Annotated in this window: 17 protein-coding genes; 10 read left to right on the top strand and 7 right to left on the bottom strand. The window is 37.0% G+C overall.

Translation table 11 applies throughout. The features are described 5' to 3' along the window. Positions 1-100 precede the first annotated feature (100 nt). Positions 101-1,306 (bottom strand): MFS transporter, encoded by a 1,206-nt coding sequence (locus ACQKNX_RS23390; RefSeq protein ID WP_427430949.1) that lies wholly within the window; start codon positions 1,304-1,306, stop codon positions 101-103. A 117-nt stretch (positions 1,307-1,423) separates the two neighbouring features. On the opposite strand from ACQKNX_RS23390, the gene ACQKNX_RS23385 reads away from it, so the two are divergent. After that, positions 1,424-2,149: a DUF421 domain-containing protein gene (locus ACQKNX_RS23385; protein WP_427430948.1), complete on the top strand. Its 726-nt coding sequence runs from the start codon at positions 1,424-1,426 to the stop codon at positions 2,147-2,149. Between the two features lie 18 nt (positions 2,150-2,167). Here the strand turns inward: ACQKNX_RS23385 and ACQKNX_RS23380 are convergent, their stop codons facing one another. The 6 genes from ACQKNX_RS23380 to ACQKNX_RS23355 all read right to left on the bottom strand — a co-directional run bounded on the left by ACQKNX_RS23380 (position 2,168) and on the right by ACQKNX_RS23355 (position 7,065). Next, positions 2,168-2,881, bottom strand: a complete 714-nt coding sequence (locus ACQKNX_RS23380; RefSeq protein ID WP_427430947.1) for a CBS domain-containing protein — start codon at positions 2,879-2,881, stop codon at positions 2,168-2,170. A gap of 557 nt (positions 2,882-3,438) precedes the next feature. After that, on the bottom strand, positions 3,439-4,221 hold the full coding sequence (locus ACQKNX_RS23375) for an ABC transporter permease (RefSeq protein ID WP_427430946.1): 783 nt from the start codon (positions 4,219-4,221) through the stop codon (positions 3,439-3,441). Beyond that, the gene (locus tag ACQKNX_RS23370) at positions 4,218-5,111 is read right to left on the bottom strand and encodes an ATP-binding cassette domain-containing protein (RefSeq protein ID WP_427430945.1); all 894 of its coding nucleotides are present in this window, start codon (positions 5,109-5,111) and stop codon (positions 4,218-4,220) included. Before ACQKNX_RS23370 ends, ACQKNX_RS23375 begins: the two co-directional genes overlap by 4 nt. Continuing rightward, entirely contained in the window at positions 5,108-5,308 is a 201-nt protein-coding gene (locus tag ACQKNX_RS23365; RefSeq protein ID WP_340821383.1) for a PLD nuclease N-terminal domain-containing protein, read from the bottom strand. Before ACQKNX_RS23365 ends, ACQKNX_RS23370 begins: the two co-directional genes overlap by 4 nt. 351 nt (positions 5,309-5,659) lie before the next feature. Then, complete coding sequence (locus tag ACQKNX_RS23360) at positions 5,660-6,097, bottom strand: protein-tyrosine phosphatase family protein (protein ID WP_427430944.1); 438 nt, start codon at positions 6,095-6,097, stop codon at positions 5,660-5,662. A 17-nt stretch (positions 6,098-6,114) separates the two neighbouring features. Then, entirely contained in the window at positions 6,115-7,065 is a 951-nt protein-coding gene (locus ACQKNX_RS23355) for a carbohydrate kinase family protein (protein ID WP_427430943.1), read from the bottom strand. A 507-nt stretch (positions 7,066-7,572) separates the two neighbouring features. On the opposite strand from ACQKNX_RS23355, the gene ACQKNX_RS23350 reads away from it, so the two are divergent. The 9 genes from ACQKNX_RS23350 (at position 7,573) to ACQKNX_RS23310 (ending at position 18,782) form a co-directional block, all read left to right on the top strand. Further along, positions 7,573-8,136: a GNAT family N-acetyltransferase gene (locus ACQKNX_RS23350; RefSeq protein WP_427430942.1), complete on the top strand. Its 564-nt coding sequence runs from the start codon at positions 7,573-7,575 to the stop codon at positions 8,134-8,136. An 18-nt stretch (positions 8,137-8,154) separates the two neighbouring features. Then, positions 8,155-9,051: an EamA family transporter gene (locus ACQKNX_RS23345; protein WP_427430941.1), complete on the top strand. Its 897-nt coding sequence runs from the start codon at positions 8,155-8,157 to the stop codon at positions 9,049-9,051. 182 nt (positions 9,052-9,233) lie between these two features. Further along, the gene (locus tag ACQKNX_RS23340; protein ID WP_427430940.1) at positions 9,234-10,340 is read left to right on the top strand and encodes an extracellular solute-binding protein; all 1,107 of its coding nucleotides are present in this window, start codon (positions 9,234-9,236) and stop codon (positions 10,338-10,340) included. Positions 10,341-10,638: 298 nt separating this feature from the next. Then, the gene (locus tag ACQKNX_RS23335; protein WP_427430939.1) at positions 10,639-11,304 is read left to right on the top strand and encodes a hypothetical protein; all 666 of its coding nucleotides are present in this window, start codon (positions 10,639-10,641) and stop codon (positions 11,302-11,304) included. Between the two features lie 321 nt (positions 11,305-11,625). Next, complete coding sequence (locus ACQKNX_RS23330; protein ID WP_427430938.1) at positions 11,626-13,413, top strand: ABC transporter ATP-binding protein; 1,788 nt, start codon at positions 11,626-11,628, stop codon at positions 13,411-13,413. A 67-nt stretch (positions 13,414-13,480) separates the two neighbouring features. Further along, positions 13,481-14,551 (top strand): ABC transporter ATP-binding protein, encoded by a 1,071-nt coding sequence (locus ACQKNX_RS23325; protein ID WP_427430937.1) that lies wholly within the window; start codon positions 13,481-13,483, stop codon positions 14,549-14,551. A gap of 12 nt (positions 14,552-14,563) precedes the next feature. Next, positions 14,564-16,285 carry an ABC transporter permease gene (locus ACQKNX_RS23320; RefSeq protein ID WP_427430936.1) on the top strand — a complete coding sequence of 574 codons (1,722 nt, stop codon included), beginning with the start codon at positions 14,564-14,566 and terminating at the stop codon, positions 16,283-16,285. 26 nt (positions 16,286-16,311) lie between these two features. Further along, on the top strand, positions 16,312-17,826 hold the full coding sequence (gene argH / locus ACQKNX_RS23315; RefSeq protein WP_427430935.1) for an argininosuccinate lyase: 1,515 nt from the start codon (positions 16,312-16,314) through the stop codon (positions 17,824-17,826). Next, entirely contained in the window at positions 17,823-18,782 is a 960-nt protein-coding gene (locus ACQKNX_RS23310; protein ID WP_427430934.1) for an N-acetylglucosamine kinase, read from the top strand. The genes argH and ACQKNX_RS23310 overlap by 4 nt, the downstream gene beginning before the upstream one ends. Positions 18,783-18,873 lie beyond the last annotated feature (91 nt).

Below are 18,873 nucleotides of genomic sequence, written 5' to 3'. Positions count from 1 at the left end.
ACTAGATTGAGGTGAAGGTAGGAAGCCGTTAAACCGGAATTCTTCCCTTTTTAATTATACACCTAGCTAACACGCCTCCAGTGTAGAGGCGTGTTTTTTCTTACAAAGCAGATGCAGGTTTATCTTTTGGTAAGAAAAATGCTACTAGTAATAATAATGGCAGTAATGAAACAATCAACATTGTGAAATCAATACCTTTATGATCCATTAATACTCCAATTACAATTGCTCCAATTGCCCCCATACCAAATGCAAAGCCAGTCGTTAATCCCGCCATTGTACCAATTTTAGATGGTACAAGTTCTTGTGCATAAACAACTGTTACAGAGAAGCTAATCATAATTAATGTGCCGATAATAACTAAAAATATTGCTGCTGTCCATAACGGTACATATGGCAATGCTAAACAGAATGGCATTGGTACAACGACTGAAAGTAAAATTACATTTTTTCTACCGATCCGGTCTGATAATGATCCCCCAAAAAACGTGCCAACAACACCAAAAGCCATAAAAGTAAAAATTAAAATTTGTCCAAGTCGCAGACTAACATGATAATGATCCATTAAATAAAAAACATAAAAACTTGTTATATTCGTTGTATAAAATGATCGTGCAAAAATAATAGTAAATAATAATGTTAAAGCGATTCCCACTTGTTTCTTTGTCAGTGGAGGCAAAGATGATACTAAAGTACGTTTTTTCTTTGATAGACGTTCTAGCTCCAATTGCTTTTTATACCATCCGGCAATCTTACTCAACAATATAATTCCTATCGTTGTCGCAATAAGCACAAAAGCTGCTCCACGTTGTCCAAAAATGTCCAAAATGTAAGCACTAATTAATGGCGCAAGCGCTTGTCCAGAGTTTCCCCCAACTTGGTAAATTGATTGTGAAAGCCCTCTTTTAGAGCCTGCTGCCATAAATGAAACGCGTGAACCTTCTGGGTGAAATATCGCTGAACCAAGGCCTAAAAATAATACGGCTATAATAATTACCCAGTATTGCGTTGTGAAAGCTAAAATGGCTATCCCAATAAATGAGCTAATCATTCCTATAGGTAAAGCATATGGCATTGGCTTTTTATCGCTGACATAGCCTACAACAGGTTGTAGAGCTGAAGCAAACATGTTTAATACAAATGAAATAAGCCCGATTTGCGTAAAGGTCAAACCGAGCTCACTCTTCAATATTGGAAACATTGCAGGTATAACAGATTGCATCGTATCATTGATAAGATGGGCAACGGCAATAGCAATCATAATCGGAAAGACAGGATTGTTAGAATTCTCTATTTGTTTGTTCATGCTACCACCACACTTCCTTATTTTTTCAACAACCTAATTTATAAATGATTGTCGCATACAATTCCTCTTTTTGCACAAGCTATTTCTCGATAGCAGTTCTAAGGAGTTGATTTTTGTATGACTGTAGATGAATTTTTCCACGCCAACGTTTGGGAAATGGTAATTAGAGCAACCCTTTCCTTTTTTGCATTACTCATTGTTACACGATTACTTGGTAAAAAACAGCTAGGCCAGCTTACATTTTTCCACTATACAACAGGTATTACATTTGGATCCATCGCTTCAGAAATTGCGGCACAATCTGAGACACCTTTTTTAGAAGGACTTATTGCATTAATATGGTGGAGCGTTTTAACGTATCTCATGACCGTTATTACTATCAAATCTAAAAAAGCACGTGTACTGGTTGACGATAAGCCAACCATACTTATTCAAAATGGCCTAATATTAGAATCAGGACTAAAGAAAAATCGCTTGCACATGGATGAGTTAACGATGATGTTACGCGAACAAGCAATATTTTCCGTTCAGGATGTCCAATACGCATTACTCGAGACAACAGGTAATTTAAGCGTATTGCTAAAACCAGCAGAACAGCCCTCAACGAAACAAGATATTAAAGCCGATGTCACTCCGCCTACTTATTTACCAACAGAAGTCATATCGGATGGACAGCTCATTAAAGAAAATATTGTGGAACTTGAATTGACTGAAGATTGGGTAATGAAAAAGCTGAAAAAACAAAATGTCCAATCCTATGAAGATGTCTACTTTGCACAAGTTCAAACGAATGGCTCCTTATACATTAGCCTAAAAGATAAAGCAAGACGATCAAGCCCTTAACAGCTTGTATCGTCTTGCCTATTCTATTTTCATAATATCTAATGGTGTAATTATGCCAATCAGTTTTTGGTGTGTTTTCCCATGCTCCGTAATCAATAACGCCTCAAAACGCTTTCCACTTTCCACGCCCTGTTTAAATATTTCTTCCGCCTCATAAATCGTTATGTATCTACTCACAAATTTGTAATTCACTCTATTTTTTTCGTGCAATAATATATCATGCAATGTAGGAACATGTTTCGGCACATGGTTACCCCCCATTACAGATGCAAGCCAATTCGTAATGCCAACAGTAGTCACAAGCCCTTTAAATTGGTCTTTATTATAAACAGGAAACTGGGTAAACTTGCGTTGACGAATAACCTTTAATACATGCTTTAATGAATCATTTTCTTGGAATACAAGCACCCTTTTTCGAAACATTTGTCCGACAAGTGTGGGCTTTGCAAGTGTAGCGTCCATATATTCAATGCGCTCTACTACATCTACGTGCGGTTCTGCAATTACATACTCCATAGATGTACGATGATGAACGATCGCATTGCGTAAATCTGCATAGGAGCGTAAATCATCTTCATATTTACGTACTAAAACGTCCTTTTTTTTCGCCTGGTCCACGAGACGGTAAAAAGGCATAAAATCTTTCGCACCGATAATATCCCTTAGTCGATGGTCAATTCGATTAAAGGCTGTGAGAAAGCGATCGGAATTTTGTGTAGCCAATCTTATCACCTACTCTCATAGCAAGATTTTATATTTTTCGAGTTATTTGATAAATCAGAAGTTATAGCTACATTATATTCCTAAGTTATGGATATTCCAAGAAGAGTTCGTACAATGGTTCACAATACAAAATATAAAAGTTGTTGCTTCAAAATATGTGACTTTCTATATTGTCAAAATCCATTCCACTTTCCGCAGAAATCGCCAACTCTTCACTCCAATCAACTAAAAATTATTTGAGTGCCTGGCACTTAGCATAGATACCTAGCATAGTATTTCCTTCTAAAGCGTAAAAATCCACTTCGCTTTCGCGGGCACGTTGTAAGCCGCAACCGTCGCTAATCGCGCCGCTTGTTGCGTCTTACGTTGCGTGCTTTCCCGCAGGAGTCTACGTGGATTTTTACTTAGAAATTTATCATATGCCCTACTAGCTGGGCGAAGGATTTAAAATAGTGACTGTTTCATTGGTATCTTTAATACATAATATTTGCTCCTAAAACGTAAAAATCCACTTCGCTTTCCGCGGGCACGTTGTAAGCCGCAGAGGTCAAAGTGGATTTTTCTTGTTATATTTTCGTCATTGATGCATTCTTCTTCATTGAAAAAACGCCTAAAGTAATACAAACAAATATAAGTACAACTGTAATAGCTAGGCTCCACCAATAATCAGACATCTCCATCGTTCCACGAATCAGCTGAACACCATAGAGTGGTAGCTTCCACGGCGAGATTGTCCAAAATGTACCTACAAGCCCATCAATAATTTGACCTCCAAAAATGAAAACAAATGCGCATGTTGTTGCAACTACTGTTTTAAACATCGCACTCATCATGAGTGTTACTGCTAAAACAAATAATACCCATATAAAATACGTACAAACACTTGCTAAAAGAGTCCCTATCTCAAATGTTCCGTACAGCACAACCGTATAATAAACACTTGCCGTAAATCCGGCTACTATACTTACAAAGCCTACTGTACTGACAACTAAAAACTTACTCATAAAAAATGCTCCAAAAGAAATAGGTCGTACATACAATAAGGTAGCCAAACCATTTGAGCGTTCCTTGCTAATAGAGCCTACAAAAGAAGCCATAAGCACGAGTAAGCCGATTAATTGAAACTGACTAATTGTAGCTAATATTAAATCAGCAGGTACTAATTCTGGCATCAGCATTGCAAAACCTTCAGGCATATTGCCTACAGCCTCTAGAATATCTTTCATATAATAATTGGTTAGCGGTTCACTCATACCTAAAAGTGCGAAAACAAGCGGAATCCATAAAAACTTTCTACTACGCCACGCGTCACGAAATTCTTTTTGAAGTAGTACGTTAAATCCATTCATACTCTTTTCGCCACCTTCATGAAAATATCCTCTAGCGACGCCGTTTGACGTGCTACGTTTCGCACTAAATATGGATAAGCAGTAAGGCGCTCAAGTACTTGTTGCATGCTCGGTTTTTCTTCTTGAATGGCTACTGTCACATAGCAACCGTTAACTGTACACTTAAATGTAGATTGACTTATAAAATGCTGTGCTTCTTCCACCGTGCTAAATTCTACGACATAGGCTGGCTCATCAAAACGTTGGCGCACTTCACGTAATGTTCCCTGTTCTACAAGTTTACCATTACGCAAAAATAATAGCTGGTCAGTCATTTCCTCAGCATCATTCAAAATATGTGTTGAATACAAAATTGTCGTCTCCTGCTGTAAACCTTTCAATAAATCAAGTACTTCTCTACGTCCAACGGGATCTAAAGCAGATACAGGTTCATCTAACAGCAGTAATTTAGGCTTATGAACAATTGCCTGGGAAATACCAAGACGTTGCTTCATCCCACCTGAAAACGTTGCAATCTTTTTATGAAGATCATTTCCTAAGCCTACAAATTCTAATGTTTTTTGAGCCTCTTGCTTCGCCTTTTTAGCAGGTACACCACTTAACTTTGCGGCCATTTCCGTAAACTCTAGCGCACTTAGCCAAGGCTGAAACTGCGGATATTGCGGTAAGAATCCAATATTTGTTCGTAAATCTCCACCCAACATTTTAACGCTCCCTAAAGATGGCTTTAATAAGCCTGTTAACATCGATAAGGTCGTTGTCTTCCCTGCACCATTTGGTCCAATTAATGCTGTGGATGTGTGTTCTTCTAACGTAAAATCAATTGCATCCACTACTGTTTTGTCGGCAAAACGCTTCGTCAAACCCGTCACTTGTAGTAATGTTGTCATGATTGTTTTCTCCCGACGATAAAATATGCAACTGGCCCTAATAGATTAATAAATAATATAATAAATACCCATAAAATTTTCGGTCCATTCGTTGCATGAATTTTTCGAAGATCAATTAAAGCAATAATCATTAAAATAATTTGTACTACGATTATTGGCGCTATAACCGCCCAAGGGATTTTTGCTAACTCCTCCATTTAAAACACCTCGCCTTTTTGTTCTAACTTTACTATAACAATTTTGTTCTAATATGTATAGAACAAAATTCAAATGCTAAATCATAACAAGTCAATTAGTTCCGTTCAAGTCGTTCTCCTTTTAGCAGTCACGGCGCAGCTCTTTTATTCGTGCTGTTCCTGTAGTAGTTCACATTTTCTGCAAAAACTACCTGTTCTAGCTGCTGCATAGTATGTACTAGGCTACGCCAGGAAACTGTTGTCCATACTCGTTCCCATAAATTCAAAAAAGCCCACCATTGGACATGGCAGGCTACATTTTTACATATAGATTTGTTTTTATTTATCATTTAGATACCAAGGTACCCGGCATTACTTTTCGTACAACTTCTTTAAAGCCGTTGCCATATTTGGACGAATTGTAACTTGTGAGCGTGCTTTTTTAACGGCTAATTGTGCTGACTCTAGCGAATTTGCTAAGCCTAGTTCCATTAACACAGCAGTTGCTGCTACTCCTGCTCGTCCACCCCCACTTCCACAGTGGAAATAAATCTTCTGTCCTGATTCATAAGCAGAGACTATTTTTTTCGCAACTTTGTCAATCGACTGAGCTACTTCTGCTTCTTCATCAGCGATCGGTATATGGTTGTAGTTATAGTGAGCTACTTCTTGTTCTTGTGCTGTTAATCCATTCACTCGAACATCAATTACAACATCTATCTTCTCATTTGCATAAGCTGCCTCTGCATCTTGCGCACCACCAAAAAATAATCGGTCTTTCACTAACACATCATAGTTTTTTTCCATCATATGCACGCCCCGAAATTTTATTTCTCTAATAAATGTTTAATATCATCATAATAAGGTAGCGCTGTTAGTGCTCCTGCTTTCGTCGCTGCAAGGGCACCTAATCGATTGCCAAAGCTTACACAGCGTACTAGCTCTTCTACAGTTGTCGGTAAACCGTTGTAATGGACATCGCGTAATACACCAGCCATAAATGCATCTCCTGCACCCGTAGTGTCTACTGGGACAACTTTTTCTGTTGGTACATGGAAAACTTCCCCGTTTAATACAGCATATGTGCCCTCTTCACCAACTGTTACTAAAATGATCGGTACTAAGTAACTATTTAACTGCTCAATGCCATCTTCTAAATTAGTTGTCTCTGTTAAGAAAAATAATTCATCATCAGTTACTTTCAAAATATCTACATTCTCAAAAAATGAAGTAATAGTCTCCCTACAAACTTCTTCACTGCTCCAACGTAATGGGCGAATATTGGCATCCATTGCGATAATGGCACCTTTTTCCTTTGCCTTTTCGACAGCAGCTCTCGTAGTTGCTAATGCAGTTGGATGAAACATTGTACCTGAGCACACAATTAATGCAGAAGCATGTTTAAAGGCAGCATCATCTAATTGTGTTGCATCAACTTGTAAATTTGGCGTCTCATCGACATAATCTTTGAAAATTCGCTCGCAAGCTTCAGTTAAATGCACGTAAACGCCACTTACACGTTTTGCAGGGTCAAATACCGCAAAGTCAAGGTTCACGCCTTCTTGTGCAAGACCATCTCGAACAAATTGCGAACCTTCGTCATCTCCAGTAATCGTAATGAGTGCAGATGGAGCACCGATACGGCTAATGCCAGCAGCGACATTTACCGTTGCGCCACCCATATATTTAGTAAAAGATGTATTCGTTACATCATCAGCAATATAGTCAATAAATGCATCTCCATAGACTAAAATAAAATCCTTATCTTCCTTTGTCATTGTTGTCCCCCCGAAAGTCTATTCATTATAGATTAACATGAAAGTTGATTTCCTATAAAGTTTTAAACTTTCGGAAAAATAACAAATGTATTAGCACACGCGGTTTTTTTCGACCTTAATCGCCAAATTTCGTTCAACAATTATTATTCATATCGCTTAATGAAATGGTCATCCTAAGAAGTGCCACAAAGAACGCGACTGCAAATGACGAATCAACGGCAATAGTCCTCTAATATTATTTTTAAAAAGTCATAAAAAATTATTTCTCTACCAACGTGAATAGTTAATTGGAGTAGAGGATGGCGACTACTGCTCAGAACGGACAAAACGCGCGCTAACGAGGTTGCAGCAAATAAAGTGCTGAGCAGAAGGCCCCTGCCCGTAGCAGAAATTAACCCCAATAGACTCTATACTTATTCTAAAAAAGTAAAGTAGTGAATATTTCAAAAGCTTGAGACATCATCTATCTTTGTTATACTTGCCTATAGAAAGGTAGGGATTTTGACAATGAGTATAACAATTCGACAAGCGCAACCTCAGGATGCTTATGCCGTTATTCCACTAATTATTGATGCGATTGGTGATATTGCCAACCGTTTAACAGGAGAACAAACAGCTTCAAAGGTTGAACAGGAACTGACAGTGCTCTTCAAACGTGAAGATAACAGACACTCTTATTTAAATACTTTTGTGGCGGTTGAAGGTGAACAAATATTAGGCACACTTGTTTACTACAATGGTGCACAGGCAATTCAAATGGATGCTAATCTCGTAAAATGGCTTGAAGAGAAAAATGCCCCTTCTATTACCATCGATAAAGAGGCTCATGAGGATGAATACTATATCGATACAGTTTGTGTTTCGCCAGCGGCTCGTGGTAAAGGAATCGGTACAATGTTAATTCAATTCGCTATCGAGCAAACGCAAAAACGAGGATTCACAAAATTATCATTAAATGTAGAAACAGAGAAAGAAGATGCTCGTCGCTTATATGAACGTATGGGCTTTGCCATTACTGAACCATGGTCCATCATAGACGAACCATTTCATCATATGGTGAAACAGATTTAGGATGTGGAATAATTAAGCATGAAAACAAATTTAATTTACCCTCTATTGATCGTCATCGCTTCAAGTAGCTATGGCATTTTATCGACAATTGTCAAAGTGGCTATGCAGCATGGCTTTACAACATCAGAGGCGGTATCAAGCCAATATATTATTGGCTTTATGCTAGTTGCAACAATCTTTATCATAACGCAAAGACAACTACCGAAACTTTCAAAGAATGGCTTACTTATTTTAGTCAGTGCAGGGATTTTCACAGGCATTACTGGTATTGTCTATGGGGAATCATTAAAATATTTACCTGCATCACTTGCCGTCGTCATGCTCTTTCAATTTACATGGATTGGTTTATTGTTAGACTGCATATTCCATAAACGACTGCCAAGTAGACCAGAAGTAATTTCGATTCTCGTATTATTTGCTGGTACTATTTTGGCGGCTGGTGTACTGAATGTCGATTTAAGCGGCATTGCAATACAAGGTTGGCTATTTGGGTTTGCTGCTGCATTTACCTTTGCATGCTTTATCCAATTTAACTCTCGCCCCGTTGAAGGGATTACAACGACATCAAGAGTTCTAATCGTTTCTTTTGTTGCACTTATTATGATCAGTATTTTCTTAAACCCTGAAATTGCATGGAACGGCAAATTGTTCACTGAAGGGCTATGGAAATTCGGACTAGCACTTGGACTTTTCGGTATTATCTTACCGATTTATTTATTTTCAATTGCAGTACCAAAGGTTGGTGGTGCACTGGCCTCTATTTTAAGCGCCATTGAACTACCTGTAGCTGTAACTGTTTCCGTTATTGTATTGCACGAATCACTCACTTTATTACAAGTTGTTGGCATAATTCTCGTTATACTAGGCATGTTGCTGCCTAATATGCTTGCTAACCGAAAAATAACAGCTCCTTAAAAATGGGTATAGCCATTTTTAAGGAGTTTTTATTTTTCACATATATGTTATTGATAATCGTCATTTTTTTGGATTATGATAATAATAGCGTTAGAATATTTTAATTATTCTAACATTAATACTTTATTTAAGTATTATACTTCAATATGTAAGTAACTCACTATAGGAAGGGGAAGATGATTATGAAAAAGACACGTATTTTCGGATTTTTTCTTGTACTGATGCTTATCGTTTTAGCTGCTTGTAGCAACACCGACGATAAAAATTCGACAAAAAATGCCACAAACGGCGACAAAGCAACTGATTCAGAAAAAGCAGATGAAAGCACAAATCCATCTGGCAAACTGGTCATTTATACAGGACGTGATGAGGAAATGGTGCAAGGCGTAATCGATCAGTTTAATGAGAAGTACCCGGACATTGAAGTGGAGTTTTTAACAATGGGTGCTCAGCAAATATTAGAGCGTCTACGCGGTGAAAAAGCAAATCCTCAGGCAGATTTCTGGTGGGGTGGTACACAATCTGCATTAATGGTTGGCGCTAACGAAGATTTACTGCATACGTGGCAACCGAGCTTTATTGAGACAATTGATGCAAACTATAAAGATAAAGAAGGTCGCTGGTTCGGTGAAATGCTTTTACCCGAAGTAATAATGATTAACAGCGACTTACTAACAAAAGAGACTGGCCCACAAGATTGGGATGATTTATTAGATCCAAAGTGGAAAGATCAAATTTTAATTCGCGGCGTATTAGCTTCGGGAACAATGCGAACTATTTATTCCTCAATGATTGTTCGTCAAGATGCAACTACACCTGATAAGGGCTACGATTGGCTATTAAAATTAGATGCGAACACGAAAGAATATACGCAAGATCCAAATGCACTTTATTTGAAGCTCACACGTCAAGAAGGCAGTGTTTCCTTATGGAATTTGCAAGATATTTTATTAAAGAAATATACAACTGATTATCCGTTCGATTACATTTATCCGAAGAGCGGTGCACCAATTTTAGTTGATGGTGTTGCAGTTGTTAACAATGCTAAAAACTTGGAGAACGCAAAATTGTTCGTAGAGTTTTTATTTGAAAAGGACATGGTGACGAAATTAGCGAATGATTACTACCAAATTCCTACACGCTCCGACATCGATCACGCGACAATGCCAGAATGGTATCAGGAATTAGACTTGAAAACATTTGATATTGATTGGCAGCTTATGGCGGAAAAAGAAGCAGAATGGATGGAGCACTGGGATACAAATATTAAAGGTAGGGGGAAAAAATAGTGCCAGGCACTCAAACAATTCTCAAACAATTTGAAGTCGATTATTATTACCTTTTCAGCTAATTGAATTGGAGGGCGACACCTCCTGCGGGAAAGCACGTAACGTGAGCCGCAACGAACCGCGAGATAGTGAGGATTGCGGCTTACGGTATGCCCGTGGAACACGCGGCACGCAACGGAAATCAACAGTAGTGTTTATCTATTATTAAAATTTTGTCCTTGTCTAATTTTATAACAAATTGTCTTTTCTGAGTATTCAGTTTATAATTATTATAATTAAACTCAAAGGAGGAATTCTTATGGTATTTAATAAAAGTATCTATCTGGAAGAAAGGGAGCATGAATCTCATATTCAAAAAAGAGAAAGCTCCTATTTACCTAAAGATACTTATAGAGTTACTAAGGTAAATATGCAAGGGGAAAAAGTAGCTGAAGTTTTAAGTGCTCATGGGAAATTACCATTATTAGAAGGTACTTTAATTGGGTTAAATGATTTAATTCTTACACATAACTGTTTAGTTGAGATTCGAGATAATAATGGATTAATTTTCAGACTCGGAGAACATTCTGAGTTTTCTTTAGAGTTAACAGTCATTGGAATCGCCCCTATTTTCTTCGGATCAGTATTTAAAACAAGGTTCAGTGGATATCCACCTATGATGTGTGCTGGAAAATATAGAACCAGTTGTTATCTCAAATGTCCAACAACTCTTCATACAGAAAATATTGAAGAAGGTTTAGATGTATTTTATTCTCTTTCTGAAGAGACTGAAATTTGGGAGTATGATGAAAAGGGAAAAAAATTTCCTATCATTAACGTAGAAGAAGGATATAAAGTTTACTTAAGATATATTAATAATAGACCTATGAGAGACCGTTATAGTATTGAAAAAATACAACCAATTTCTCATCAAGAATATGATCATATTGCCATGAATTATATGAATCCTAAGCACTGGATTTAAAATTAAGTAATTTGATATCCTCTTTTAGAACTTATAAATGTAAATATTACATAAGTTTTTATAATTTCTTAAAGGGGATTTTTTATTTTAATCTAGATTTTCTAGTATAACTGAATTTTATTTTGAAAATATTTAGCAAATCAAAAATTGCCTAAAATTATCTGTATTTACAGTCCCTTTTTTAAATGAAGCACATTTCATTTATTTGGACATAGAGACCCGTTTATTTTTTGTAGTCCCTTGTCTATTGATTAATAAGTGACCGTGTCATTTTAATCGGAATATAAGTAAAATATATACTATATAATTAGGTGAAGAATCATGAATACAATCTACTCTTATTTCAAACTTACCTTAAAAACCTTCCCTCTTTTTTGGGGAGCTTCAAAGTATTATTCTATTGTTTTGTTAATTATAATTCCATTTCAAGCAATACTACCCTCACTTACAATTTGGTTTTCAAAAGGTTTAATTGATGCCATTTCTACTACCGACACTATCATTTATTCTATAATTATTTTCTTTGTACTATCTTGGATAATAGTATCATTTATTAATGCTATATTAGGTCCCATCGAAATGACCTTTCAAGGCTTGATGACTGATAAATTAATTGCCAACTTAAACAAATCTTTAATGGAGAAATCTTCAGAAATAAAAGGACTATACTACTTTGAAAATCCAGAGTTTTATGATGATATACAAATACTTGAGCAAGAAGCTGCATGGAGACCCGTAAACCTTATCGTTTTTACTTCTGGCATGATTAGTAGTGTCATAACTGGTATTTCTATGTTGGTGCTATTGACGAACTTTAATATTTTGATTGCTTTCATTATTTTTGTTGCTATAGTTCCACAGGCTATCGTTACATATAAATTACAAAAAGAAGCATTTGAAACCCTTGTAATGAATAGTCCAGAATCTAGAAAAATGCAATATTATAGTTCAGTAATGCTGTCAAAAGAACACATTAAAGAAGTGAAAATATATAATACTGCTGCCTTTTTTATTAATAAATATATGGTGACGTTTAATAAAATTCATACAGAAGTAAAAAAAATCAGATATAAACAAGCTGTCTTCTCTGTTTTATTTGTAGGAATTGGAATTGCAGGGATTGGCCTAAGTTTTTGGTGGGTAGTCAAAGGCGTATTAAATAACACATTTACTGCAGGAGATATACTAATTTTCTCTTCATCTGTTTTACTTGCACGGCAAAGTTTGGCGGGTTTTATCGAAAATTCGAGCTTACTATATGACACATTACTTTATATGGAAAAATATTTTAAATTCACATCGTTACATTCAGATATAAAATCAGGCAAAGAGATTTTATCCTTAGAAAACGGTAATTTTACACTAGTTTTTAAAAATGTATCTTTTAAATACCCCAATTCTTCTAAATTCATACTTCATCAAGTTAATTTTACTATCAACATGGGAGAAAAAATCGCACTTGTCGGAGAAAATGGTGCTGGGAAATCTACCATCGTTAAGCTAATTTCAAGATTTTATGAACCGACTGAAGGAAAAATAGAATTAAACGGCATTGATATTGCAGAATATAATATTGATTCTTATCGTCAAATAATCGGTATTGTGTTTCAAGACTTTTCCCGTTATCAGTTATCTTTTAAAGAAAATATTATGATTAGTCATATGGAAAGTACTAATGATTATGAAAGGTTAGCTAGCGTGTCCGAGCAAAGCTCTCTTAATGATTTAGTTGCAAGTTTCGAGCAAGGGTATGAGCAAATTTTAAGTAAAAATTTTGATAATGGAACAGAACTATCCGGCGGTGAATGGCAGAAGGTAGCCATTGCAAGAGCTTACTTCCGAAATGCAGCATTTCTTATTTTAGATGAACCTTCGGCAGCTCTTGATGCAAGGAGTGAGCACCATATGATTGAAACATTAACTGACCTTTCAGCAGCAAAAACATTATTATTAATAACGCATAAACTATCTGCTTTAAAAATGGTTAATAGAATCCTTGTATTGCAACATGGGCAAATAGTTGAAGAAGGTTCAATGCAAGAATTATTGAATAAAAAAGGATATTTTTCAGAATTGTATCAATTACAGGCTAATAAGTATTCTACTTAGACTTTTATGTGCGGAAAGTGAATGCAATAGCATTCTTATCTTTTCAAAAAAGAAAGGAGCATTTCATTTGAAAAATGTCAAAATTGAAAATGTCTCTAAGCAATTTGGGAAAGTACATGGTGTGAAAGATTTAAATCTCGATATTAAAACAGGTGAATTTTTTACTTTCCTCGGGCCTAGTGGCTGTGGGAAAACGACTACATTACGAATGATTGCAGGATTTTATTACCCTACTGAAGGGAAAATCTATTTCGATGATCGTGATGTGACATTGCTTCAGCCAAACAAACGAAATATCGGTATGGTGTTTCAAAATTACGCCCTTTTTCCGCATATGACAGTAGACGAAAATATTGCCTTTGGTTTACAAGTACGAAAGTTCTCAAAATTTGACATCAAACAAAAAGTCGATCGGATTAGAGGTCTCGTGCATCTTACACAATACGGAAATAGAAAAATTAATGAATTATCTGGAGGCCAGCAGCAACGCGTTGCATTGGCAAGAGCACTTGTCATTGAGCCTGATATTTTATTACTTGATGAGCCTTTGTCGAATTTAGACGCGAAATTACGAGAGGAAACGCGCATAGAAATCAAAAGAATTCAATCGGAGTTAGGCGTCACAACCATTTATGTAACGCACGATCAAATGGAAGCGATGGCCATGTCGGACCGCATTATGGTGATGGATAATGGATATGTGAAACAAATTGGCACACCTCAGGAGATTTATAATCGTCCATTAAACCGCTTCGTCGCCGATTTTATTGGGGAAACCAATTTAATTGAAGCAACAACAATTGCTATTCATGAAGATGAAATACAAGTAAAAACGAAGAGCGGACTTGTTCTAACTGGGCGAAAGCAACACAGCTCCCCTAATTTAACGCATATGATTGGAGACAACGTGTTTATTTCGATTCGTCCAGAGACCGTCAATCAAGGTCCTGGTGAAAACACATTAACAGGAACCATTTCTTTTGTTGAATTTACAGGAATAAGCGTGAATTATATTGTCGATTTCATCGATTTCTCGTTGAAAGTCATGATAATTAATACAAACGCTCAGTTAAAAAATATTGGCGAAGACATTACATTAAATATAGCTCGTGAATCACTTTATTTTTTAGGAGAATAGGAGGCATACCATATGGAAAAACCACCTGTACAATCTTATCAAAATAATGCTTGGACACGGCTAACACAATCGAAATGGTTTGTTTATATTTTAATTTCACCATTGTTTTTAGTGTTGTTTGCCTATGTGATTTATCCTTTCTATCAAACTTTTCTTCAAAGCTTTTCAGAGGATAATGCACTTACGCATTATCAAAAGTTTTTTAGTCTCGCTAGCCCGGCGAATCTCGAGGCGCTCTGGACTAGTTTATATATCTCGATTATTAGTGTTATTTGCTGTGCAATTGTTGGCGTTACAATGGCCTTTTTATTGGAGCGCTATAATTTCCCAGGGAGACGGCTACTATCCATTTTAGTATTAGTACCAATGGCTCTTCCACCACTTGTTGGCGTACTTTCTTTTACTTTTCTTTACGGAGAAAGTGGAATTTTCCCACGTGCAATTCAACATTTGTTTGGACTAAATCAAGTACCCTTTTCTTTAAAAGGCATATGGGGTGTAATCGTTGTACATACATTTACGATGTACACATACTTCTATCTAACCGCTTCGGCTGCTATTAAAGGACTGGATCCATCATTAGAGGAAGCAGCAACTAGTTTAGGCGCAGGGCGTATTCGTGTATGGACAAAGGTTATATTACCAATGCTGACACCTTCTATCATTGCATCTGCATTACTTGTATTTATGATTTCTATGGCATCCTATACTGCGCCGTTAATGTTTGGTGTAGAACGAACAATGACCATGCAAATATATTTATCACGAACAAATGGTAATTTGGGAATGGCCGCTACACAGTCAATGATTTTATCGTTTGTATCCATTTCCTTTTTAATCATTATGCGCTGGTACCAAAATCGTAGAAACTATCAAAATTTGAGTAAAGGAATTAGCGTTCATCGCTCTGAAGTATCCTCAAAACGGATGAAAATGATTGCTACAATTGCGTCCTTTGGCGGTACACTTATTTTAATTTTACCAATATTAGTGCTTATTTTAATTTCTTTTTCAGTAGATGGTGCCTGGAAAACTCAAATTCTCCCCACGGACTACACACTCGATCATTATATAGCGCTATTTACGGATGAACGAACATGGAGACCAATTTGGAACTCAATACAAATGGGCATCGTCGCAACGTTCGGTAATGTAATTTTCGGTGTTGCAGCTGCCTATGCGATGGTTCGCCTAAATTTTAAAGGTAAAACATTGCTTGATATTTTAATTATGGTTCCTTGGGCATTGCCTGGTACTGTAGTTGCCGTCAATTTAATTGCAGCTTTCAGTACTGAAAACATTTTCGCCTTTAACCAAGTTCTTATCGGTACATTTTGGATTTTACCATTAGCTTATTTTATTAGACATTTACCCCTCGTTTTTCGTTCAACATCAGCTTCCCTCGTGCAATTAGATCAGTCTATCGAGGAGGCATCGCGAAGTCTAGGTGCAAATTGGTGGTATACGTTTAGACGTATCGTACTACCGCTTACTTTTTCGGGAATATTAGCAGGAACTTTGCTAGCACTTGTTCAAAGTTTAGGTGAGTTCGTAGCCTCTATTCTTATTTACAGTACTTCTACAATCCCGCTGTCTGTTGCTATATTTCAAAAATTATATGCCTTTAAATTTGGAACTGCATGTGCCTATGGCGTTTTACAGATTTTCTTAATTTTAATTGTGCTCATTATTTCCGAAAAGCTATCAAAGGGCAGTGCTGGCACAGCCATTTAACTGTCATCCTATAGGAGGCCATTCATATGTTTGAAGATTTCCGCAACAAAATCCAGCAGGAGGATGGAATGATCTTTCCTTCAAATATTTATCGAAAAATTGTTTTGCAACCAGCTTATGACGAAGCGAAGAAAAACTTTTTAACGATTATGCTTCAAATTAATATTGCTCACTTAAAAATGTTAGAAGAACAAGGACTAGTAAAAAAAGAAGAAGCGAAACAAATTGCTATGGCGCTAAAAAAACTAGACTTGAACTATTATCGAATAGAAGATTATAGCCCGCAATACGAGGATTTATTTTTCCGCATTGAAAATAAACTAATAGAACTTGCTGGTGACGTTGCTGGAAATCTCCATATTGGTAGAAGTCGTAATGATATGGGTATCGCTATTTATCGAATGACATTGCGCAAGAAGTTATTAATGCTTATGGGGGAATTGCTTAAATTACGAGGCGATTTAATTGCTTCAGCTGAGGAGCATATTGATACAATTATGATTGGCTATACACATACGCAACAAGCACAACCAACCACTTTTGCACATTATTTAAAAGCCGTAATCGATCAACTCGATCGAGATTTTGAGCGCATGCAGCATTGCTATCAAACAGTTAATCGTAGTAGCATGGGAGCAGCAGCCTTAACGACTACAGGCTTTAACATAAGCCGTGAGCGCATGCGAGACTTATTAGCTTTCGATGAAATTATCGAAAATGCCTGGGATGCGGTTGCTGGAGCTGACTATATCTCTGAAGCAGCAAGTATTGTACAGCTTGCCGCCCTTAACCTCGGACGTACATCTCAGGACTTTTTATTATGGGCTACACAAGAATTTAACGCATTTACTCTAGCTAGCCCATACGTTCAAATTAGCTCGATTATGCCACAAAAACGTAACCCTGTTTCCATTGAACATACACGCTCATTACTATCTGCAGTAGTCGGAGACGCTAGTACAGTTCTACAAATGGTACATAATACACCGTTTGGTGATATCGTAGATACAGAGGACGATATGCAACCATATTTATGGCGAGCTATAGATCGATTAATAGGTATTTACAAATTATTTGGCTCACTCGTTGTCACAATGGATGTAAACAAGAAGAAGCTCCGAAACCGCGCGGAAAACAGTTTTGCAAATGTAACAGAACTCGCGGATACATTGGTCCGCTCCGAAGGTATTTCATTCCGCCAAGCCCATAGTATCGTCAGTAAGTGCATTAAAGTATTGCTTGCTCACGGTGAAGAATCGCTCGCTAGCCTAACATGGGGGTTAGCTAATACACAATCCAAGTTGGTTACTGGCAAACCTTTAATTATTTCGGAAGATGATTTCTATCACACCTTAAAACCAGAGTTTTTTGTAAGTGTACGAACATTATTAGGTGGCCCTTCACCTGAAACAATGCGAGCATCAATTGAGCGAGCAAAGGTAATGGCAGATACCCTATTTGAATGGGTTCAGCAAAAGGAATCCGCCATTACGGAGGCGGAAAAGCAATTAATTTCGTTTATAGAGGAATGGGATCAATGAATGAATGGCTGCTAATTATTGATGGTGGTGCAACTAAAACGGCATGTGCAATCGTACATGCCGAGTCAGGTGAAATACAATATACAACATCATTAGGGGGGTCCAATTACCAGGCTATAGGTGTGGAGCCTGCTACGGATATATTACGAACATTATTAGCAAAAGCTCGTGTATTTTTACAAGCGCAAGCTAACTCAAAGATCGTTGTTGCCACGTTTGCTATGGCTGGTATTGATTCTCCAAATGATCATAAAAATGTTACGGAAATTGTCCATGATGCAATTACAGCGGCACAGCTACATATCCAGATGCTTATCATCGAAAATGATGCTGAAGCTACCTTATTAGGTGTTACTGCTGGACAGGCAGGGGCACTACTCATAGCAGGAACTGGTGCAATTGCATACGCATTCGATGGTATACATATCGCACGTTCTGGTGGCTGGGGCCATCGTGCAGGCGATGAAGGTAGTGGCTATTGGCTAGGGCAGGAAGTTTTACGAGCCATTTTTCGCATGGAGGATGGACGAGGCGAGGCGACGATATTAAAAGATGCCGTCTATAACTATTTACGTATTCAAGATGTCACGGAGCTAGCGGCATGGCTATTCCGCCCATCTTATACAAATGCACAATTAGCAAAAATGGGTGCATTTTTAGCCGATGCAGTTGCTAAAAAAGATGCTTGTGCTATTCATATCTCAATACAGGCTGCCCACGAGTTAGTGCTTCTCGCTTGTGCGGTATTAAAGAAAATTGGCTATCAAGGCGAGCCTTTTCACTTTTATTGTAATGGTGGCGCTCTAAAGCATAACCCGCTAATTTTAAAAACATTTTCCCAGGAAATGACCTCAATGTACCCACGAATTCAAGTTTCTTTGTGTCAGCATCAGCCTATACATTACATTATTAATCGGACAAAAAGGGCGTATGACAATCTTTATTATCTAGGGTAAAATATTTATAATCAAACTACTAAAAAGGTATTACATTTTAATGATGTAGTACCTTTTTATTGTAGTTGTATATAAATATCTATGGTATTAT

The organism is Lysinibacillus sp. NPDC093712, assembly GCF_050280025.1.
Lineage (GTDB): Bacteria > Bacillota > Bacilli > Bacillales_A > Planococcaceae > Lysinibacillus.
This window is presented reverse-complemented; position numbering and strand designations above follow the sequence as displayed.